Annotated in this window: 16 protein-coding genes; 2 read left to right on the top strand and 14 right to left on the bottom strand. The window is 44.1% G+C overall.

Features of this window, described 5'->3' with window-relative positions; genetic code table 11:
* Positions 1–9: 9 nt before the first annotated feature.
* The 10 genes from wecC to ACSLP7_RS06890 are packed head-to-tail and all read right to left on the bottom strand — an operon-like array spanning position 10 to position 10,701.
* Positions 10–1,215 (bottom strand): UDP-N-acetyl-D-mannosamine dehydrogenase, encoded by a 1,206-nt coding sequence (gene wecC, locus ACSLP7_RS06935; protein ID WP_435578624.1) that lies wholly within the window; start codon positions 1,213–1,215, stop codon positions 10–12.
* A gap of 2 nt (positions 1,216–1,217) precedes the next feature.
* A complete protein-coding gene (gene wecB, locus ACSLP7_RS06930) occupies positions 1,218–2,345 on the bottom strand; it encodes a non-hydrolyzing UDP-N-acetylglucosamine 2-epimerase (RefSeq protein WP_435578623.1) in 1,128 nt (375 codons plus the stop codon).
* Complete coding sequence (gene rfbD / locus ACSLP7_RS06925; RefSeq protein ID WP_435578622.1) at positions 2,338–3,195, bottom strand: dTDP-4-dehydrorhamnose reductase; 858 nt, start codon at positions 3,193–3,195, stop codon at positions 2,338–2,340. The genes wecB and rfbD overlap by 8 nt, the downstream gene beginning before the upstream one ends.
* Positions 3,196–3,200: 5 nt before the next feature.
* Entirely contained in the window at positions 3,201–3,746 is a 546-nt protein-coding gene (gene rfbC, locus ACSLP7_RS06920) for a dTDP-4-dehydrorhamnose 3,5-epimerase (protein WP_435578621.1), read from the bottom strand.
* A complete protein-coding gene (gene rfbA / locus ACSLP7_RS06915) occupies positions 3,747–4,604 on the bottom strand; it encodes a glucose-1-phosphate thymidylyltransferase RfbA (RefSeq protein ID WP_435578620.1) in 858 nt (285 codons plus the stop codon).
* A complete protein-coding gene (rfbB, locus tag ACSLP7_RS06910) occupies positions 4,601–5,635 on the bottom strand; it encodes a dTDP-glucose 4,6-dehydratase (protein ID WP_435578619.1) in 1,035 nt (344 codons plus the stop codon). Before rfbB ends, rfbA begins: the two co-directional genes overlap by 4 nt.
* A complete protein-coding gene (locus ACSLP7_RS06905) occupies positions 5,619–6,611 on the bottom strand; it encodes a hypothetical protein (protein WP_435578618.1) in 993 nt (330 codons plus the stop codon). Before ACSLP7_RS06905 ends, rfbB begins: the two co-directional genes overlap by 17 nt.
* 6 nt (positions 6,612–6,617) lie before the next feature.
* Positions 6,618–8,306 carry a DUF6909 family protein gene (locus ACSLP7_RS06900; RefSeq protein WP_435578617.1) on the bottom strand — a complete coding sequence of 563 codons (1,689 nt, stop codon included), beginning with the start codon at positions 8,304–8,306 and terminating at the stop codon, positions 6,618–6,620.
* A gap of 28 nt (positions 8,307–8,334) precedes the next feature.
* On the bottom strand, positions 8,335–9,828 hold the full coding sequence (locus ACSLP7_RS06895; RefSeq protein WP_435578616.1) for a GH3 auxin-responsive promoter family protein: 1,494 nt from the start codon (positions 9,826–9,828) through the stop codon (positions 8,335–8,337).
* A 6-nt stretch (positions 9,829–9,834) separates the two neighbouring features.
* Positions 9,835–10,701 (bottom strand): M23 family metallopeptidase, encoded by an 867-nt coding sequence (locus ACSLP7_RS06890; RefSeq protein WP_435578615.1) that lies wholly within the window; start codon positions 10,699–10,701, stop codon positions 9,835–9,837.
* A gap of 114 nt (positions 10,702–10,815) precedes the next feature.
* Here ACSLP7_RS06890 and tatA point away from each other — a divergent pair, with 114 nt between their 5' ends.
* Complete coding sequence (tatA, locus tag ACSLP7_RS06885) at positions 10,816–10,998, top strand: twin-arginine translocase TatA/TatE family subunit (RefSeq protein ID WP_291187230.1); 183 nt, start codon at positions 10,816–10,818, stop codon at positions 10,996–10,998.
* A 47-nt stretch (positions 10,999–11,045) separates the two neighbouring features.
* Here tatA and ACSLP7_RS06880 read toward each other — a convergent pair whose 3' ends face one another.
* The 4 genes from ACSLP7_RS06880 to ACSLP7_RS06865 form a co-directional block, all read right to left on the bottom strand.
* Positions 11,046–12,032, bottom strand: coding sequence for a DUF4837 family protein (locus ACSLP7_RS06880; RefSeq protein ID WP_435578614.1), 987 nt, complete (start codon positions 12,030–12,032; stop codon positions 11,046–11,048).
* A 13-nt stretch (positions 12,033–12,045) separates the two neighbouring features.
* Complete coding sequence (locus tag ACSLP7_RS06875; protein ID WP_435578613.1) at positions 12,046–13,617, bottom strand: LysM peptidoglycan-binding domain-containing protein; 1,572 nt, start codon at positions 13,615–13,617, stop codon at positions 12,046–12,048.
* A gap of 99 nt (positions 13,618–13,716) precedes the next feature.
* On the bottom strand, positions 13,717–14,613 hold the full coding sequence (locus ACSLP7_RS06870) for a T9SS type A sorting domain-containing protein (RefSeq protein WP_435578612.1): 897 nt from the start codon (positions 14,611–14,613) through the stop codon (positions 13,717–13,719).
* Between the two features lie 73 nt (positions 14,614–14,686).
* Positions 14,687–15,874, bottom strand: coding sequence for a phosphoglycerate kinase (locus ACSLP7_RS06865; protein WP_435578611.1), 1,188 nt, complete (start codon positions 15,872–15,874; stop codon positions 14,687–14,689).
* A 132-nt stretch (positions 15,875–16,006) separates the two neighbouring features.
* Here ACSLP7_RS06865 and ACSLP7_RS06860 point away from each other — a divergent pair, with 132 nt between their 5' ends.
* Positions 16,007–17,149, top strand: coding sequence for an ATP-binding protein (locus ACSLP7_RS06860; RefSeq protein ID WP_435578610.1), 1,143 nt, complete (start codon positions 16,007–16,009; stop codon positions 17,147–17,149).
* Positions 17,150–17,178 lie beyond the last annotated feature (29 nt).

The following is a 17,178-nucleotide window of genomic DNA, read 5'->3' as shown; positions in this document are numbered from 1 at the left end:
TTTTGGTTTTTAGAGCATACCTACAAAGTCTAATTTCTGTTTTTTATCTCCAATCTGCAAAGATCGGAAGCCTTTGTGCCCCACAAGAAACACTATGATATCGGCTTTCTTTACAGCATCTGTAGGCTCAGTGAGCTCACGTCCGTGGCCATTTTGCAAGTTGGGTTCTACTTGCAAAACTTGATGTCCTTCTTCAATCAAGGTCTCGGTGACGTAAAGTGCCGGAGATTCCCGTAAATCGTCTATATCTGGCTTAAAAGCCAAGCCCATACAGGCAATGACTGGCTCGCGCTTATGCTCAATTTTAAAGGCGAGGGCTTTGTTCTTTATTTTTTCAATCACCCATTCAGTCTTGAAATTATTCACCTCACGGGATTTGCGAATGATCTTACTCTCCTCTGGGAATTCAGAGACGATAAACCACGGATCAACCGCAATACAATGGCCTCCTACTCCTGTTCCCGGGCGTAAAATATTTACCCTAGGGTGTTTATTGGCCAAGGCGATCATCTCCCAAACATCAATCCCTGCCTTATCGCAGATCATGGAAAGCTCATTGGCAAAGGCGATCTGGTTATCACGGGATGCATTTTCTACCAATTTGACCATCTCAGCCGTCTTGGCATTGGTTGGGTGCAGGTCTCCAACCACAAAGTGTTTGTAAAAAGCAATAGCTTTTTGGGTGGATTGTTCGTCAATCCCGCCAATAGCGCGGTCGTTATGCTTGAGTTCGTGCAACACGTTTCCCGGCAAAACACGCTCGGGACAATAGGCCATGTAGACATCGCCATTGAGTTCCGGACGTTGCTCGTGAATCAAGGCGCGCATTTTTTCTGTAGTTCCAACCGGTGAAGTAGACTCTAAAATCACCAGAGCGCCCTTTTTAAGCGTTGGAATGATCTTTTCAGTAGCGGCGGTCACAAAACTGAGATCGGGCACGTGATCGCCTTTAAATGGCGTAGGAACGGCAATTAAATACACGTCGGCTTCTTCAGGTTGCGTTGTTGCGCGTAAATGCCCTTTATGCACTACGTGATGTACCAAACCGTCCAGATCGGGTTCTACAATGTGTATCTGCCCGCGGTTAATGGTATCTACCACGTGCTGATGTATATCCACACCAATCACTTCCAGTCCACGACTGGCGATCAGTGCTGCAGTGGGCAGGCCAATGTAGCCCAGTCCCATCATTACTACTTTTGGTTTATGTGCCATCTTTACAATTGGTTCATAAAACTAACAATTCTTTCACAAGCTTTGCCATCACCATAGGGGTTGTGCAACTGGCTCAGCTTTTCATATTGTGCCGGATCGTCCATCAAACGCTTGGTTTCATTGACGATCAAGTCAACATCGGTACCCACTAATAAAACAGTCCCGGCCTCAACGGCTTCTGGTCGCTCGGTAGTTGTACGCGTTACCAAAACTGGCTTTCCTAAACTCGGAGCCTCTTCTTGAATTCCACCGCTATCGGTGATGATCAAATAGGCGCGCTTCATCAGCCAAATAAAAGCCGGATATGCCAAAGGATCTACCAAGTGGATATTAGAAATACCTTGCAAGTATTCATTCACGGGCCCTTTTACATTCGGATTCAAATGTACCGGATAGACGAGTTCCGCGTCGGGATAGGTTTGCGCGATGGTACTCAGTGCACGACAAATAGCTTCTAAGCCGTCTCCATGGTTTTCACGGCGGTGTCCCGTAATGAGAATTAAGCGTTTGTTCGGGTCTACGATTTGCTCTAAACTAGCAATCTCCGTATTGGAATAATCAGGCTGTTCCACGATCTCTAAACCTTTGAACAGTGCATCGATCACCGTATTTCCGGTGATGCAAATATTTTCTTCGGCAGTGTTTTCTCGCTTTAAATTGGCTGCGGATGTTGGGGTAGGCGCAAAATGATAATCCGCGATCTTTCCCGTTAAGGTTCTGTTGAACTCCTCTGGGAACGGATACTGTCTGTTGAAGGTTCTGAGTCCAGCTTCTACATGGCAGACTTTAGCGCCGCTGTAAAAAGCTGCAATTCCAGTAGCCGTTGAGGTAGTCGTATCTCCATGGACGTATACATAGTCTGGATTGAATTCCTCCAAAACCGGCTTGAGGTTCGTAATGATATCTGCCGTTAAAGTGTAAAGGTTTTGATTCGGACGCATAAGCGCGAGGTCATAATCCGGTTGGATCTTGAAAAACTCCAAAACCTGATCCAGCATTTCTCTATGCTGCCCGGTGACACAAACCTTAACCTCCCAATTGGATTGCTGCAAGGCGTGGTGTACCAAGGGAGCCATTTTTATAGCCTCCGGACGAGTACCAAAAACAATTAAATGACGGCTTTTAGTCATGGTTGATTAGTTGATGCAAACTGGTTTTCCAATTCGGGGGATTCACGCCAAATACCTCCTTGATTTTTTCTTTACTCAAAACGCTGTAGGCAGGACGTGCTGCAAATGTAGCATAATGCTCCGTTGAGGCAACTTGATTCTCCCGCTTTTTTGACAATCCAGAGGCAATCGCCATAGCAAAGTCATACCAAGTCGCTTGACCTTCATTGCTATAATGATAGGTGCCGTAATCGGAAGTCTTTTCCGAGATGAGCATCCAGAAAAATTCAGCCAGATCCAATCCGTTGGTTGGCGTACCTGTTTGATCCGTAGTGATGGTCAATTCCGCTCCTTCTTCTAATTTCTTCCGAATGGATCTGTAAAAGTTATGCCCATAAGGGCTGTACAGCCAAGAGGTGCGCACAATGAAATGAGCTTCCAATGCTTCTCTTATGGCCACTTCACCGGCTTCTTTTGAGGCTCCATAAACATTAATTGGTGCTGTGGGATACTGCTCAGAATAAGGTTCATTGGCCATTCCGCCAAAAACGTAATCTGTGGAAGGGTGGATCAAAACCGTATTGTGCTTTTCACAGCACACTGCCAAGTGGCCCACGGCTTCCGCGTTAAGCGCAAAGGCGGCATCGCGATCAGATTCTGCTTGATCTACAGCCGTGTAGGCTGCTGTATTGATGCAATAGTCAAATTGATGAGTTTCAAACAGCGTTTCAACTGCATTGGTGTCGGTCAAATCTAACTCCTTACGAGCTGCCCAAAGTACATCATCGGCAAGAGACTCCGGAACGGTCGCTTTTAAGCATTGGCCGAGTTGACCAGAGGCTCCGGTAATAAGTATGCGCTTGTTGCCCATGATGGTTAGAAGTTAGTTGGATCAAACAATGGCAAGTTCTGATCTTTCTCAGAAACAATCATTTGATCTTTGGGTAGACGCCAATCGATCCCGAAGGTTGCGTCGTCCAAGCGAATTCCCGAATCAGATTCCCGATTGTAAAACGCATCACATTTATACGCAAAGACGGAATGCTCGGAAAGCGTAGCAAAACCGTGGGCACATCCGCGTGGGATATAGAGTTGATTTTTATTTTCCTCATCGAGTACAACAGAATAATGCTGTCCAAAGCTGGGAGAGTCTTTGCGCAGATCAACAACCACGTCCAAAACTTGACCACTGATCACACGAACCAGTTTGGCCTGCTGATGCGGAGCCTTTTGAAAGTGCAGCCCGCGAACCACGCCTTTTTTAGATCGGGATTGATTGTCCTGAACAAAGTCCGTAGCAATCCCCGTTAAGGCTTCAAACTTTTCTTTGTGGAAGGTTTCACAGAAGTAGCCGCGCTCATCCTGGAACACATCCGGAGTGATCAAAAAACAATCTTGTATGGGTGTCGGAGTAACTTTCATTTAATCCAATTGCATGAGATAGCTGCCGTAGCCGCTTTTAACCAAAGGTGCTGCGAGCTTTTGGAGTTGAGACTTATCGATATAACCCATGGCATATGCCGCTTCCTCTATAGCGCCGATCTTTAATCCTTGTCGCTGTTCAATGACTTCAACAAACTGACTGGCTTGCATAAGGGATTCAAAGGTTCCCGTATCTAACCAAGCGGTTCCTTTGTCTAAAACGGCAACTTGCAGATCGCCTTGTTGCAAATACACGTTGTTTACATCGGTGATTTCCAATTCACCCCGCGCACTCGGCTGAATGTTTTTGGCAATTTCAACCACACGATTGTCGTAGAAGTAAATTCCAGGAACGGCATAGTTGGACTTAGGATGTTCTGGCTTCTCTTCAATGCTCACGGCTTTGCCGTCGGCATCAAAATCAACAACGCCATAACGTTGCGGATCGTTCACATGATAGGCATAAATAATACCTCCGTCTGGGTCGTTATTTGCTTGGAGAAGTTCTTTAAGACCGCTTCCGTAAAAGATGTTGTCTCCTAAGATCAAAGCCACTTTATCGTCGCCAATAAACTCCTCGCCTATGATAAAAGCCTCTGCCAAACCTTTGGGTTCTGCTTGGGTCGCATAGCTGAACGAGCATCCCAACTGGCTTCCATCTCCCAAAAGAGTTTTGAAAAGCGGAAGGTCTTTTGGAGTGGAAATGATCAAAATCTCACGAATCCCAGCATACATCAAAGTGCTTAGCGGATAGTAAATCATGGGCTTATCATAAACCGGCATGAGCTGTTTGCTCACGGCAATGGTAAGCGGATGTAATCTTGTTCCTGAGCCTCCGGCTAATATGATTCCTTTCATGCTTCTAGGCGGTTTTTATTACTTAAATACCAGTTCAAAGTTTTATCCATGCCCGATTCAAAATGCTCTTGCGCTTCCCAACCCAACTCCGTGGATATTTTGGAAGCGTCTATGGCATATCTAAAATCATGACCCGGTCTGTCAGTTACAAAACTGATCTGTTCTTTATAAGATTGCCCGTCTTCTCGTGGTGCTTTTTGATCCAATAACTCACAGATGAAGTTGGCAATGTAGAGGTTATTACGCTCGTTCTTTCCGCCAATATTGTAAGTTTCGCCGAGCTTTCCGGTAAGCAATGCTTTGTGCACGCCGCGGCAATGATCGGCTACATAGAGCCAATCTCTAATGTTTTGTCCGTCCCCGTAAATAGGAATGTTCTTGCCAGAAATGGCAGATCTAATTATAGTAGGTATGAGCTTTTCACTATGCTGATGGGGTCCGTAATTGTTGGAACAATTAGTGGTTACCGCAGGGAAGCCATAAGTGTGAAAATAGCTGCGCACCAACATATCAGAAGCTGCTTTGGAAGCGCTATACGGACTGTTGGGAGCATAGGGTGTTTCTTCTGTAAAAAGGCCTTTATCTCCTAAAGTTCCGTAAACCTCATCGGTAGAAACATGTAAAAATCGCGCGTTGGCAGAGTTTTCTTTTAGCTGATTTGGACCTTCCATCCAGTGTGTATAGGCCGCGTGAAGCAATCGGTGCGTTCCCACTACATTGGTTTGCACAAAGGCATCGGGATTGGTGATGGAATTATCTACATGAGATTCCGCAGCAAAATGAACGACGGAATCAAACCGGTGCTCTTCAAACAATCGATGGATCAATTCGGAATCACAAATATCCCCTTCTACAAAGTGATAGTTTGGATTTCCCTGAGCGAACTCAAGGTTTCTGAGATCTCCGGCATAAGTGAGCTTGTCAAGATTGACCACCTGGTGATCGGTCTCTTCTAAGAGCATTTTTATATAGTTGGAGCCGATAAAACCAGCTCCGCCGGTAACCAGTATGGATCTATTCTTCTGGGGCATCTGCAATGCGTCTTAGGTAATAATACATATAACGCAGGTAAGCTAGAAATAAGAAGATAAAAACCAGCATTATAGGAAGCAGGATCATCTTCTTATCCAATAGACTTGGCTCTTTTGGATAAACCTGCATACCGCCTAAAGCCAAAATAGGTTGCTTATAAAACACGAGCGCATCGTTCAGCTCTTGATTCTCCGTTAGCAATTCATTCTTAGTCTCTAACAGCAGATCTGGGCGTGTTTCACGCTCTACATAAAACTGAGTTCCCAAAGCGCGCTGATCGGATTCCTGTTCCAAATACTTTTGCATAAAAAGCTCAATTTGCTCAATGGTTTGCTTGTTAGCTACCAGTTTTTCATTGATTGTCTTCACAGAAGTATCACGAAACTCTTTTAAGATTGGATTGGCGTTGATATAATTCATCAATCGCTCAAGGTCATCATTGGTGCCTTGACCCGTGAGAGAAACCGTTAAATAATGATAGTTGTAATTGGTGGTAAAGGTTTGATACAGCTCTTCCTCTTCCATATTGAACTCCACATAACGCAGTAGTGCATCGAGGTTTCTGTTGGTGTCCTCAAAATCATCCGTGATGTCGTGAACGTTTATTACCGGCACGAGTTCAACGCCTTTGATTGTAGGATTGTTTGGATTCAATCCAAGGGTCTGATAAAATTCAGTATCACCAGCTTTGAGCTTCTTATCAACAACATCTACGGTGTTGTATAAATAGTTCCCCATGTCAAAATTGACTTTCAACAAGATCTTGGCTTTATTTCCAGAGAAACTATTCTGCTCTAAAAAATAACCCGCTCCAACCCCTACAAGGATCAAAATCAAAATGATCAACCAGCGTTTGCGGGCAAAATCAAAGCCTTTGAAAAAAGCTCTCACCCAAGACCTGAATACTTTTTTGATCTCGCTAAAAAAGAAAAATAGATCTAATTCTTCTGCAGGTTTATTCTTAGAATCACTCATTGTTAGTTAGCTTAATATTTGTTCCAATATCTTTTCTGTGATCAGATATGTGGGTTTTACTCCGGTTGTTCCTAACCCTCCTGAGGCCAGTGTGCTACCCGTTTTTAAGGGGTTATCAGACGCGTAATACGCATAATTCACACGAACCTTTTTGGCAATACTTCCCCGAATTCTCGAAGCCGATTGAATGGCCTTTTGGTAATGCGCTCCTTCCATTTCTAGACCGATCACATTCCAGGTTGATTCGTGAAAGAACTGCAAAATATCTTTATTCTGCAAGGAGGTTCCCAAAACTGTGATCATGGCTCCTGTGCAAACGTTCACATCATCATCGGCAAACATAGCCTTTTTCAGCCTGTTCTTAAAAGGATAATTGTCGGCTGTTCCTTCAAAAATATGAGCATTCGGGATCATAATATCTCCCTTATCCCCTTCTAGGATTCCAGCCTTCCCCATAATGGAAACGGACTCCACGTTCAAAAAGTGCTTTTTGCCCTTATCACATTGATAAGGTTTGAGCAATTCATCCATGGTTTCGTAGGCCTGCTCGCCAAAGGCGTAATCCATAACCACGATAATTGGATGCTCATTTGCCGCTGAGGTTGCGTCTGAGTCGGTTTTCTTATAGTCCGGATGCGCTTCGGTGTCAAAGATCTGAACGTCAATATTGGTCCCGCTACTGTCCTTTAAGTAGATCATCCCCTCCTTTTGCGCTTGCTTAAAGACCTTAGCTCTAAGTGTTTTATTCTCTTCCTTGCTTAAGGTTTGGTATACTTCAAGCGGAGATTTTTTAGTGAATTCTGCAGGTAGCGCACGTTTGGCGTACAGGGTATTCATCACCGAATGCATATTAGCACTGATGATGTGGATTGGGCGGTCCAACCAATCTTTATTGAAGAGTTCTTTTTTGATGTTATCTGCCCAACGCTCTCCGTGGATGTGGTGACCGAGGCGTTCACGCAATACTGGAGAGAAGGTGATTAAACGCTTGGTGTTATTGAGGTGTTCATCCAAGGCCAATTTGCCCAAATGGTAGATAATACTGATGAATCTGTTCGGGTTTTCTTTACAGCTAAAGCTGGAATAAACGCTGCTCACCTCTTCAAAAGTGCGTCCAAGAATGTTCGCAATGTGCGTAATAGCGATCTCCTTGTCTACCTGACTGAGCTTGGAATTCTTAGCCACGGCCTCTTCTACCTTCTTCCAATCGCGGATGTATTCTCCTTCATCATCGATCAAAACGCGCTCCATGATCTTGTGTGATTCAATATAGAGAAAGGTCAAGTGCGTAAGGATATCATAGATCTCAGAGCGGCCACGTGTGACCTCAATATTCATTTGCTCTTTGTCTATGCGGTAACAGTTTCTACGGCGCTTGGCAGGAACAATCGGTTTAAAGTGCGAGTTGGCATAACCTTCATTACTGGTCAAATTGATATAACTGCATTCCTCTATTCCATAAGGAAGGCGGTCCATGACATACAGCAGACCATTGAGCTCTATCTTCTCGTCAGCTATTGAGCCGTAGATCTCAGGTTGAAGGGTTAATAATGAATCTCGAAGTGTTTCCCCAGAAACTCCCATGGGTTTGTAGAAGCCGCGGTTGAATAAATGACGCATTGTGATGTACATGCGCTCAATGGCCGCGGTACTTTCTTGGGCTCTGGTTCGTTCTAGCGTTGAATTAACTGCCATACCGATTTTGGTCTCAAAGATACAGAAATTAGCCTTGCAGGCTCAAAAGGGCGTCCGCTATTTTACGATCGTTGGACAGTCTAGGAATCTTGTTTTGCCCACCCAGCTTGCCTTTGCTCTTCATATGGGCCTTAAAACTGCCTGGTTTTAATGGGCTTATAACTAGGGTTCTTAGAATTGATCCTTTAATCAGATCCAGGTAATAAGTGTTTTGGGCTTGCATTTCTCGGTCGATCCAAGCCGCGATCTCTGATAGGTCATCCGGCAAGGATTCTGTCTCTACTAACCACTCGTGATAAGGCAATCCAGATTCTGGAGTGATCTGCGGAGCTACCGTGAATTCGTTAATCTGCAATCCAAACTTATCAATAGCACTCTTCATGGCCTGCTCCACTTCTTTACCGATGACGTGCTCACCAAAGGCAGAAATAAAGTGCTTTATTCGGCCCGAAACAATCACGCGATAAGGAGCCAAACTGGTAAACTGAACGGTATCTCCCAAATTGTATCCCCACATCCCGGCTGTGGTTGAAATGAGCATGACGTAATTCACCCCAAGTTCCACTTCCCAAACCGGAAGGCGCTTGGGATTGTCCTCAAAAAATTCCTCGGCTTTGACAAACTCGTAATAAATACCTGCATCGAGCAAAAGCAGCATTCCTTTCTCGCTTTGACTGTCTTGAAAAGCAAAGAATCCTTCAGAAGCAGGAAAAAGCTCAATACTTGGGACAGACCTTCCTATGAGCTGCTCAAAACGCGCTTTGTAAGGCGCAAAATTGACTCCGCCGTAAATAAATAAATTAAAATTAGGAAAGAGCTCTCCAACCGGTTTAGCTCCCTGCTCAATCAAACGTTCAAAATACATCTGAACCCAAGAAGGAATCCCGCTAATAACGCGCATATCCTCCCTAATGGTCTCTTCTACGATGGCATCAACCTTGGTTTCCCAATCTTCTATGCAATTGGTTTGCCAACTCGGCATTCTGTTCTTTTGCAAGTAGCTCGGCACATAATGGGCAACGATCCCAGAGAGGCGTCCGGTTTTAATGCCGTTCTTCTCATCCATCTCAGGGCTGCCCTGCAAAAAGATCATTTTTCCATCTACAAAATCTGCATTCCCCGTCTCTGCGATATAACTGAGAATGGCATTGCGCGCTGCCTTGATGTGTTCTGGCATGGACTGCTTGGTAAGCGGAATGTATTTAGCTCCGGAGGTGGTTCCAGAAGTCTTGGCAAAATAAAGGGGCTTGCCTGGCCAAAGGATATCGGGTTTTCCAGCTACAACCTCATCCACATAAGGGCGCAGCGCTTCGTAATCCCGGATTGGAACCCGAGCCGCAAATTCTTCGGGGGTTTGAATAGCCACAAAATTATGATCCTTTCCAAAGCGAGTGTCTTTTGCCGTTTGAACTAGGTTTTGTAGTACTGCTAATTGCGTTTGTTTAGGTGCATTCGCCCAGCGCTCTATCCCGCGTTTTACGCGTTTGGCCAATATTTTCGCTGCAAAGGATTTTAACGACATAAGGCCTTAGTCAAAATCAATGAATTGAGAAGGATCAATAGGGTAACCATCGCTCCAGAGTTCAAAATGCAAGTGAGGCCCTGTAGAGAGCTCTCCAGTATTGCCCACAATGGCGATCACTTCTCCAGAAGAGACCAGATCTCCTTGTTCCTTACTCAAAGATGAGTTGTGTTTATAGGCTGATATAAGGTTGTTTCCGTGATCAATGATCATCACATAACCCGTATCCGTAGTCCAACTAGCAAAGATCACCGTTCCATCTGCCACGGCTTTGACCGGAGCGTCCTTAGCCGCAACTATGTCTACAGCGAAGTGTTTGTTATTGGGATCATAGGCATCTGTCAAAGTGCCGTTTACCGGCGGGAACAAAACGAAGTTCTTTTGATTGTCTGACTCAAAAATATTGTACTTATCCTCCTGTTCCACTTGATCGCGCAAAAGCGAATCTGCCTTGGATGGATTGAGGTCTACTTCAGAAATATCCACTTTTGCAGCCTCCAAAATAGAGTCTCGATTGAAATTCACCGTACTCACATCTCCACTTAAAACGCGTCTAATAGAAGCGATATACTGCTCATTCATGGCCACAACCTGTTGCAAGGAGTCTGTAGTATAGGCCAGATCTGTGGCCTTGTTCTTTAAAGCCGTGGATGAGTAACCAGGAATGTATTCCCTCAAAGGAGTAAAGGCAATGATCAGTGTCGTAATGCCTATGAGAAACAAGGCAAAAAAGGCTGAGAATACAAAGACGTTCAAGCGATTCAGTTTGAAAGAAAAGCGTTCTTCAAAGGTGTCGTCGTTGAGCACAACCAATCGGTATTTGTGCAACAACTTGCGGGATATTCGCTGTCTTTTGGATTCTTTGTTGTTCATGAAACAAGACCTTAGAGGCAAAGATAATTAAACGGTGCTACTCGGTGCTAAAGTTGGTATAAAAACGCTTTTTCTAACGAATTCTTGTTACATTTGTTTAATAATTCAATGACTATGAACGCACTTATCATTCCTTTGGCAATCGGTTGGCCTCAAATTGTTTTGATCGCAGTAGTTGTACTGCTTCTTTTTGGTGGCCGCAAGATCCCAGAACTTATGCGTGGATTAGGAAGCGGAATCAAAGAGTTTAAAGACGCCTCTAAAGAGGACGATTCCAACAAAAAGATCGAAGAATAATCCCGAGTTAGATATATTAAAAAAGCCGCTTCTTAGAGCGGCTTTTTTTATGACTTGTTCTCAAACTTGAGTGACTTTAAGATCGCCTCCAGTTCAAATTGATAATCCCGTTTATCTATGGACGGTGCAAATGTAAAGCCTTCCACGATTAAGTAGCGATTGTTGGCCTCATCTCTAATGGCATAGTTCACAAACGGCCCAGCCATCCATTTGTCGCGGACTTCCCAGGTACCTTTGGTTTCATAGGCAAATTTGCCATCGATCTCCGATTCAAAAATAAAGGGAGCGTAAGCCTCTTCTGTAATAAAACGTCCGCCTTCATCAACAGTGACATTATCTCCACCAATAGAGTCGCGCAGTTTGATGATATTGTTGATCACCTCTCCATTCGGATCTATAGCGTCTAATCCTACCTCATAAACAATAATGTTCAAACTCCCAGTACGAATGTCTTTACGGATCCACAGGAAGTTGTCCTCCTCTTTAGCCACACGATAGGCCGTAGGAATCATCATATTTACGCCCATCTTCTCTTGAAGTGGGGCCGTACTCATCAAGGATTTGTTGATACGACGTTGCTTTTCTGCAATTTCTGTAGCCTTAATGGCTGCTAAAATATCTTCAGATTTTTCATTGAGCGTATTGATGAGTCCTTCCTTATCTGGAGCACCTACAAATACCCCTAATTGTGGCTTTGCATAAGGATTATTCGCATAGCGCACATAAGTACTGTCTGATTGTGAGAACTGAACAAAGGTGCGGTTGTACTTGGCAAAACCAGAGAATGCTGATGGCGGAATCTGATTCATGTTATACATTGGCTCATCTTGTGGTAAACCGTCCACGGGTGCAGCAAATACAGACCTCACAGCCTCTCCCACACGACCTTCCCAAAGATCATTGCTCATTACAATTTGCAAGTTGTTGATGTTTCCGTTGGATTCGGCGTAGATACGGGCCGGTTCTTTTTCGGAATTAGTACAAGCGGCTAAAACAAGCACGCCTAGCAATGCTAAAAAGTATCGTATTCTCATTGTTTGATTTTTTTTACCCCTTTGAGACCTTGAGTTTCATTCCGGGTTTCAAAGCAGTACCACTAATATCGTTCCAAGATTTAATATTCTCCACACTAACTCCAGGAAATTTTTGAGCGATGCTCCAAAGCGAGTCTCCTTGCTTCACCGTATAGACCTTTGCTCCTTGACTGTTGGTGGTTGTGGTAGCTGCGGAGCTGGTCCGCGCTCTGCCTGGGTTCCTGGGATAAATGGTCAGGCGTTGACCTACCCTCAAATTGTCACTTCTCAGGTTATTCCAGCGCCTTATTTGGGATACTCTGACCCCGTATTTATTGGCTATTTTTCCTAAATAATCTCCGCTGCGTACGCGGTATCGGATCTTTGCATCTTGAGCAACAAACTCAGGCAAGGGCTTTTCGCGTTGCGCAATCTCCTCCGTAGCAAGTCCGTAAATAGCATCCTCATTGGCTACAAAGGGACCAATGGCTTGGATCGGCAAACGCAGCACATAATCTTCATCCTTAACCACCGGAATGATTCCTAAAAAGTAACTCGGATTTAAAAACTGTAATTGTTCCACGGGAACATTGGTATATCTGGAGACCTGCTCCAAAGTGATGAGCTGCTTTACCTTTACCGTATCTGTGGCAATGTAAGAAGTGCTCTCTTCTGTGGGTTTAAAACCGTGCTCTTCTGCATATTCAAAGAGATACATCGTAGCTAGAAAAGACGGCAAATAACCAGCGGTCTCACGCGGCAGATTCCCACGAATATTCCAGTAGTTGGTATAGCCTCCAGAGCGTCTAATGGCCTTAGAAACATTTCCAGGACCGGAATTATACGCAGCTAATGCCAAATCCCAATCTTCAAAGGAATTATAAAGCGTCTTTAAATATTTACAAGCAGCCTCAGTGGCCATAAGCGGATCTGAGCGCTCGTCCACATAAGAACTCACATCCAAATCATAGATCTTTCCTGTAGTGAACATGAATTGCCATAACCCGGTTGCTCCAACACGTGATTTTGCAGTTGGATCCAAGGCCGATTCCACAATGGCCAGATACTTTAATTCTAGCGGGATCTCATGTCGATTCAAAGCCTCTTCAAACATGGGGAAGTAGTAATTGGCACGGGCCATTAGCCTTCCCATAGATCGGCGTCGATTTTTTAAATAGTATTTAATCACACTTTCCAACTGCGGATTATATTCCACATTGAATGGCGTTTTGGCATCAATAGCTTCTAGACGTTCTTTTAAGACTTCCGTGGGAAGCTCCTCATATTCAACAGGTTTGTAATCCAGATCGGTAACCGTAGTGTAAAGCTCTTGATAGAGGTCATTATTGGAGAGTTCACTCAGCCAAAGACTGTCCATTCTGCTCGCCATTGGGTCGTCCTTCAATGCAAAGACCACAGAATCTTTAGTTGTTGTGGAAAGCTCCACGGAACTAAAATCTCCTTGATTTACGGTAGTCATTAAGGTATCAACCACCTGAATGGTATCTCTAGGAAGGTCGGTTCTGGGGTCGTCATTCTCTTGGCCAAAAAGCAGGGTACTCTGACCGAAGAATAGCAATAAAAAGCAAACAGAAAGGGCTCTCATAAGGTTTTGCAAATTAAGTATTCGCACTGGCAAACACAATTGTTTAACGTTTCTTTGCCCTATTAAAGTACAAAACCCGCCGATTGGCGGGTTTGTGAATTATTGAATGATCAATTTCTTGGTGGCTGCGCTGGACTCTGAGAAGACCTTCAGCAGATAAACTCCACTAGGAAGATCAGCGTTCAAGGTGTGCGTTTTTCCTCCCTGGTTAAAGCTCCAATCCTTAAGGCGCTTTCCGGTAATATCGTATAGTGATACTCCCTGGATTAGATCGCGACCGTTGTTGGTTAAGGTAAAGGCCCCGTTGGATGGGTTTGGACTTACACTTAGGGTAGTTCCCAAGCTAAACTCGTCTACACTCAGGCCGTCATCAACAATAAAAGAAACATTGTCTAGCATCGCCTTAGAAGGTCCAGTAGCCGCTTCTGGAATCGACGCTGTGATACGAATGAATGCGTTTTGTCCTTCAATTCCAGAGAGCAATCCGCTCACGTCAACAGTTTCTGAATAGCTGACACTTAATCCTGTAGGATCAATAAAGTCATCGATCCAAAAATTGGAGAACGGAGTACCGTCCATACGGTACAAATCAATTCGCAACTGACGCGGGATAGTGATATCTGCCCCTAAGGTGAAGTCAAAATTAGCCGCAAAATCAAAGGAGAAATCGGCTGCAACAATGGTTGCAGGAATCGAGATCATTTGCTCTAGAATCCACTCCGTGTTTTCTGTGTTTCCATCAAAGGAAGTATAGGCCGCAAAAGAACCGTCTGTAGGATCTATATCGTCAACAAATCCGCAAACATCAAAGGAATTGGACTGTACGCGCCAATTCTCAGTACAACTGGTTGGGCCTCCATCTGTGGATCCAACTGCAGCTACGGTCCAAGGACCCAAAGCCCCATCTTCAAAGCTACCGTTACTGATTAATTCAACTTGTGCTGTTGAAAGGTTTACAGCTGCCAACGCAGCTAAGAAGAGTAGTGTTTTCTTCATAATATCTCAAGTTTTGTTAATACTAACTAGTCTCAAGATATTAAAAAGGTTGCTTAAAAGACTTAAATAATAGTTAATCTAAAATTGATGCGACCCCAGGAAGTGTTTTGCCTTCCAACATCTCCAACATGGCGCCGCCTCCGGTAGAAACATAGCTCATGCCTTTTGCAAGACCAAATTGCTTGGCTGCGGCTACAGAATCTCCCCCTCCAACTAGAGAAAATGCTCCATTCTCTGTGGCATCAACAATGGCATTTCCTAGGGAAATTGTTCCGTTGGCAAAGCTTTCCATTTCAAAGACACCTACGGGACCATTCCACAAGATGGTTTTAGACTCGGCAATAACTTTTGCAAAAGACTCACGTGTTGCTGGGCCAGCATCTAGTCCCATCCACTGATCTGGAATAGCATTGATTGGACATATTTGGGTTTGGGCATCATTGGCAAAGCCATCTGCGGCCAAAACATCTGATGGTAAATGAACAGCCACGCCTTTAGCATCGGCCTGCTTTAAAATTTCTAAAGCCAGCTCCATTTTGTCATCCTCCACTAAGGATTCTCCAATAGATCCGCCCTGGGCTTTTATAAAAGTAAAGGTCATACCACCACCGATGATCAAGTGGTCAACCTTATCTAAAATGTTTTCAATAATGGTGATCTTAGAAGACACTTTTGCTCCTCCCAAAATGGCAGTAACAGGTTTTTCGCTGTTGTTAAGCACCTTGTCAACGCTTTCAATTTCTTTGGCCAATAAGTTTCCGAAGCACTTAAACTCTGGGAAAAACTGAGCAATTACCGCTGTTGATGCATGTGCTCGGTGAGCAGTTCCAAATGCATCGTTCACATAAACATCTCCCAATCCCGCCAGAGCTTTTGCAAAGTCCGCATCTCCGGATTTCTCTTCTGGATGGAACCTTAAGTTTTCAAGCAGTAGGATCTCTCCTGGTTTTAGATTTTCCGCTGCAGCTTCTGCCTCAGCGCCAACACAGTCGCTCACAAATTTGACACTTACTCCTAAGATGTCACTTGCCGTATCTACAATGTGACGCAAGGAAAATTCATCTTGAGGGCCGCTTGGTCGACCTAAGTGCGACATGAGAATACAGCTTCCTCCTGCTTCTAGAATATGAATGATCGTGGGTTTAGCAGCTTCTATTCTCGTGGTATCTGTAACCTGAAATTCGTCATTTAGCGGTACGTTGAAATCCACGCGGATCACCGCCTTTTTGTCTTCAAAATTAATATCGGCAAGAGTTTTCAAAAGTGGCTGTTCTTAAGGTTAATAATCTGTTTTGCGTGCTCATTGACCGGTCTTCTCCGGTACAATTCTAGGGCTGTAAAGATAGCAGATTTTAGGGTGTTTATATCCTGCCAAAACGTTTATCTTTAGCCCATGCTTTTCAATACTGTTTTGGGTCACAAACACCTGGTTACGCATCTGCAGGTCTCTGCGGATGAAGGAAGAGTGCCTCATGCGCAGCTTTTTGTGGGTCCCAGCGGAGTTGGAGTCTTGCCAATTGCTATCGAATACGCAGCTAAATTGTTGTCTATCAATAATTTAGACAATCAATCGGCAGTCGTCCAGCGTGTTCGACAATTGCAACATCCCGACTTACATTTTGTATTTCCAGTAGCCACCACCACGGAGGTAAAAAGACACCCTGTCTCTGATCTGTTCCTAGATTCTTGGAGAAGTTTTGTGGCAGAAAAACCTTATGGCAGTTTGTTTGAATGGTATCAACACATCGGTATTGAAAACAAGCAGGGACGCATTGGCGTGGATGAGGCCCAGGATATGGTCAAAAAGCTTTCGCTAAAATCACATCAAGGAGGCTACAAGGTGATGATTGTTTGGATGGCTGATAAAATGAACACCGAATGCGCCAATAAGATCTTGAAATTAGTGGAAGAGCCGCCTGCTGATTCTGTTTTGATCTTGATCGCAGAAAACGAAGAGCAAATTATAGGAACTATTCGTTCACGTTGTCAAAAACTCAATTTCCCGCTTTTGGCCCAAGAAGCCATTGCTTCTGGTTTGCAGCAAAAGTTTGACATGGATGTGGCCACAGCTCAAGGTTTGGCCAAACGCGCAGAAGGAGATTTCAATAAAGCAGTTCACCTGCACCTGCATGACGGAGATAATGTTCTTTTTGAGCGTTGGTTCCTCTATTGGGTTAGAACTGCCTTTAAAGCCAAAGGCAATAAAATGGCTATTAATGATCTTTTGGCTTGGAGTGAAGAAGTAGCCGGAAGCGGTCGGGAAACTCAAAAACAATTTCTGGCATTCTGCACAGAGTTTTTTAGAGATGCCCTATTGATCAATTATGGAGCTTCAGAGATCGTATACTACACTCCCGAGAGTCCAGATTTTGATCTGACGAAATTCGCTCCCTTCATTCACGAAGGAAACATTCAAGAAATAATTGCCAATATTTCTTCTGCTTTATATCATGTGGAACGCAATGGAAATCCAAAAATCATTTTCTCTGATTTAGCCATTTCACTCACCCGTTTGATCCACAAAAAGGCTTCATAAGTAAAAATTATTGATTTTTTGAATATTCA

It is taken from the genome of Gilvibacter sp., from assembly GCF_965601605.1.
Taxonomy (GTDB): domain Bacteria; phylum Bacteroidota; class Bacteroidia; order Flavobacteriales; family Flavobacteriaceae; genus Gilvibacter.
Note: the sequence above shows the minus strand (reverse complement) of the source record. Positions and strands in the feature narration are given on the sequence as shown.

What these genes read in the sequence shown, in the direction of transcription:
- rfbB (WP_435578619.1), bottom strand. Translation starts at nt 5,635, where the DNA reads ATGCCCCAGAAGAATAGATCCATACTGGTTACCGGCGGAGCTGGTTTT.
- ACSLP7_RS06890 (WP_435578615.1), bottom strand. Translation starts at nt 10,701, where the DNA reads ATGAACAACAAAGAATCCAAAAGACAGCGAATATCCCGCAAGTTGTTG.
- wecB (WP_435578623.1), bottom strand. Translation starts at nt 2,345, where the DNA reads ATGACTAAAAGCCGTCATTTAATTGTTTTTGGTACTCGTCCGGAGGCT.
- tatA (WP_291187230.1), top strand. Translation starts at nt 10,816, where the DNA reads ATGAACGCACTTATCATTCCTTTGGCAATCGGTTGGCCTCAAATTGTT.
- ACSLP7_RS06875 (WP_435578613.1), bottom strand. Translation starts at nt 13,617, where the DNA reads ATGAGAGCCCTTTCTGTTTGCTTTTTATTGCTATTCTTCGGTCAGAGT.
- ACSLP7_RS06870 (WP_435578612.1), bottom strand. Translation starts at nt 14,613, where the DNA reads ATGAAGAAAACACTACTCTTCTTAGCTGCGTTGGCAGCTGTAAACCTT.
- ACSLP7_RS06900 (WP_435578617.1), bottom strand. Translation starts at nt 8,306, where the DNA reads ATGGCAGTTAATTCAACGCTAGAACGAACCAGAGCCCAAGAAAGTACC.
- rfbD (WP_435578622.1), bottom strand. Translation starts at nt 3,195, where the DNA reads ATGGGCAACAAGCGCATACTTATTACCGGAGCCTCTGGTCAACTCGGC.
- wecC (WP_435578624.1), bottom strand. Translation starts at nt 1,215, where the DNA reads ATGGCACATAAACCAAAAGTAGTAATGATGGGACTGGGCTACATTGGC.
- ACSLP7_RS06880 (WP_435578614.1), bottom strand. Translation starts at nt 12,032, where the DNA reads ATGAGAATACGATACTTTTTAGCATTGCTAGGCGTGCTTGTTTTAGCC.
- rfbC (WP_435578621.1), bottom strand. Translation starts at nt 3,746, where the DNA reads ATGAAAGTTACTCCGACACCCATACAAGATTGTTTTTTGATCACTCCG.
- ACSLP7_RS06905 (WP_435578618.1), bottom strand. Translation starts at nt 6,611, where the DNA reads ATGAGTGATTCTAAGAATAAACCTGCAGAAGAATTAGATCTATTTTTC.
- ACSLP7_RS06860 (WP_435578610.1), top strand. Translation starts at nt 16,007, where the DNA reads ATGCTTTTCAATACTGTTTTGGGTCACAAACACCTGGTTACGCATCTG.
- ACSLP7_RS06895 (WP_435578616.1), bottom strand. Translation starts at nt 9,828, where the DNA reads ATGTCGTTAAAATCCTTTGCAGCGAAAATATTGGCCAAACGCGTAAAA.
- rfbA (WP_435578620.1), bottom strand. Translation starts at nt 4,604, where the DNA reads ATGAAAGGAATCATATTAGCCGGAGGCTCAGGAACAAGATTACATCCG.